This is a genomic window from Vibrio sp. B181a (genome assembly GCF_030248375.1).
In the GTDB taxonomy this organism is placed as follows: domain Bacteria; phylum Pseudomonadota; class Gammaproteobacteria; order Enterobacterales; family Vibrionaceae; genus Vibrio; species Vibrio campbellii.
Genome location: NZ_JAHGAD010000135.1, coordinates 1 through 2,519, shown reverse-complemented (window position 1 = coordinate 2,519; position 2,519 = coordinate 1). Strand labels below are relative to the sequence as shown.

The following is a 2,519-nucleotide window of genomic DNA, read 5'->3' as shown; positions in this document are numbered from 1 at the left end:
TTAACAGGGCGTTAGGCGAATGGAGGCATAATGAACTACGAGAATGACGTTTTTAGAATTAGGGAGCTTCGAGAAACTGATGCAGACTCATTGTTTAGTTTGTACTCTGGCTCAATTTCTTCTGCAAAGTACATTTCGACATTGCCTCATGATACGGTGGGAACTATGCTCTCAAAAATTCAGCAATGGAGAAAATCCTATTTGGAAAGCCGTCCCAAAGTGCTAGTTTATGGTGTCGCAGAAAGCCAAAATGACTTTGTGTTTGGGGTGGTTGTGTTTGTGTTCAATGAACAGCATGCTGAGATCCATTTTGGTATATCAGACAAATTTAGTAATCGTGGAATTGCGACGCAATTGTGTCGTACTGGCTTGGAATATTTAAACAGCTTGGGTATCAAGGAAGTAAGAACAAATCCATTTGTTGGGCACATAGCAAGTGTAAGGGTTTTAGAAAAGTCAGGTTTTTCAAATCATGGAACGCTAAAAAACTATGCGCGTTTTCCAACTTTAGGTAACGGTCTTTTCAATTGTGCAGATATGCGCATAAGCCTTTGAAAATTCGCCTAACAAATTGTTCAAGAGGGATTCGCAACGCGTGGCATTTTTACTATGCGTTGGGTTTAGTGTTTAAGGCGGTATGCGGCGGCATCGGTATTGCGTTGCTCACCCCTTAACAAGGCGTTAAATGTCTCATTGGAGTAAGAGTAAAATGAGTAAAAATAGTCAAAAAAACCGAGATAAAAAGAAAAAAGCTCAAGCTCGAAAAAAGCGTAATGAGATAGCAAGAGTGGAAAAAATAGACAAATCATTCCTACAATATATCTAGATGAATCAGGAAATACTGGTTCAAATATACTAGATGATAATCAACCAGTTTTTACGTTGGCGTCGTGTAAATTCGATGAAAAACAAGCTACAAAGCTCTTAGAAACATTGCAATCTAAATCGCCAAAGGAAGCTCATTTTAAGGTTCTTAAGCGCCGCAAAGCTGGACAAGATGGAGTTGTCAGGTTGCTAAAGCACTCTCTGGTAAATGAAAGTAATATCAGCGTAGAGATATTTCATAAAAGGTATATGGTAATCACTAAGATAGTGGACTTACTTATAGAGCCGATGTGCTATGAGAATGGTAAGGATCTCTATAAAAATGGTGCAAATATTGGGCTTTCAAACCTATGGCACATGTGCTTTCCACTTTATTGCGGAGAAGAACTTGTAGAACGCTTGTATAAGTCGTTTATTGTAATGGTTAAAGAGCAGTGTTCTGATTCTGTTACTAATTTCTACGGAACTGTAGAAGCATTAATTGATGCCTGTACATACGAAGAGTTTAAGGAAGATCTAGCGCTACTTCTTAAAACTAGAGATTACATAGACGATGCTTTGAGCGGTATTGATAAATCGGCTCTCGACCCTTCTATACCTGCGCTTTTCAGCCAGTGTGTTACGTGGGGCGTTCGTTATCCAAAAGGTTTTCATATAGTGCATGATGATTCACATGCAATCGAGCAAAAGAAAGAACTATATGCTCAATTTATGGATTGGACGCAAGAAGATGTTGAAGTTGGTTATGATCGACGTAAATTTAATCTTCCTCTCAAAGGGCGAAGCTTAAAATTTAAGTCCTCCGCTGAGTTCCCACAGATTCAGGTTGCAGATATTATCGCTAGTTCTTTCGCATATTGGGCTGCTGGACTATTGTCTGGGGAAAAGGATGATTATTTCTTTCTTGAATTAGACAAGCTTAATCTTCAACGCTTCTTGACTCCAAATGCTATCTGGCCAACTCAAAAAGTGACTCCACAGGAGTTAGGTACAGTTCATGATGGTGGGATTAATACTGCTGATTACACGGCTGGTTTTTTGATGCGTGCGAAAGTTAATCCCGAGATAACAGCCATTTAACAAACTGCTCAAGAGGGATTCGCAACGCGTAGCATTTTCACTATGCGTTAAATTTAGTGATTAAGGTGGTTTGCGGCGGCTTCGGTATTGCGTTGCTCACCCCTTAGCAGGGCGTTATGTGCTTGGAGCTATCAACATTATGGATCATCGAATGGATATCGACGAAATTGAAGCGAGCATAGTCACTCAAATATCTGATTACTGGGGGAGTGCTGCCGATGACTTTTGTACTTCAGAAAGTACTAACATACCATTTCAGAGGTTTGTACTTGAGTTTTCCCTTTATAGGTATTCCGTAGTTAGGATCAATTTTGAGCGAAATAGCCTATTTTTCAGTGAAGTGTCTAAAGGTATAAGTTTCAGCCTTTTATCACGTAAAGTTAGTTATCTAGATTTGACCGATGCTCTCGCCGAAATTGATGAAGAAGTTCGCTTAAGGATCCCTGATAAGTATTTAGTAGCTAAAGGTTGGCAACGCACATAACAAATTGTTCAAGAGTGATTCGGCACGCGTGGCATTTTTACTATGCGTTGGTTTTAGTGGTTAGGGTGGTATGCGGAAGCTCAGGTATTGCGCGCCTCACACCTTAACAAGGCGTTAAGTGCAATTGCAA

The 2,519-nt window shown here is 39.9% G+C and carries 3 protein-coding genes; all 3 read left to right on the top strand.

What is annotated here, in order from left to right:
- The first annotated feature begins 30 nt into the window (after positions 1 to 30).
- The 3 genes from KIO97_RS26625 (at position 31) to KIO97_RS26605 (ending at position 2,389) form a co-directional block, all read left to right on the top strand.
- Positions 31 to 555 (top strand): GNAT family N-acetyltransferase, encoded by a 525-nt coding sequence (locus KIO97_RS26625; RefSeq protein WP_285384415.1) that lies wholly within the window; start codon positions 31 to 33, stop codon positions 553 to 555.
- Positions 556 to 804: 249 nt separating this feature from the next.
- Entirely contained in the window at positions 805 to 1,905 is a 1,101-nt protein-coding gene (locus KIO97_RS26615) for a DUF3800 domain-containing protein (RefSeq protein WP_373417340.1), read from the top strand.
- Between the two features lie 151 nt (positions 1,906 to 2,056).
- Complete coding sequence (locus KIO97_RS26605; protein WP_229652129.1) at positions 2,057 to 2,389, top strand: hypothetical protein; 333 nt, start codon at positions 2,057 to 2,059, stop codon at positions 2,387 to 2,389.
- The last annotated feature ends 130 nt before the right edge of the window (positions 2,390 to 2,519 follow it).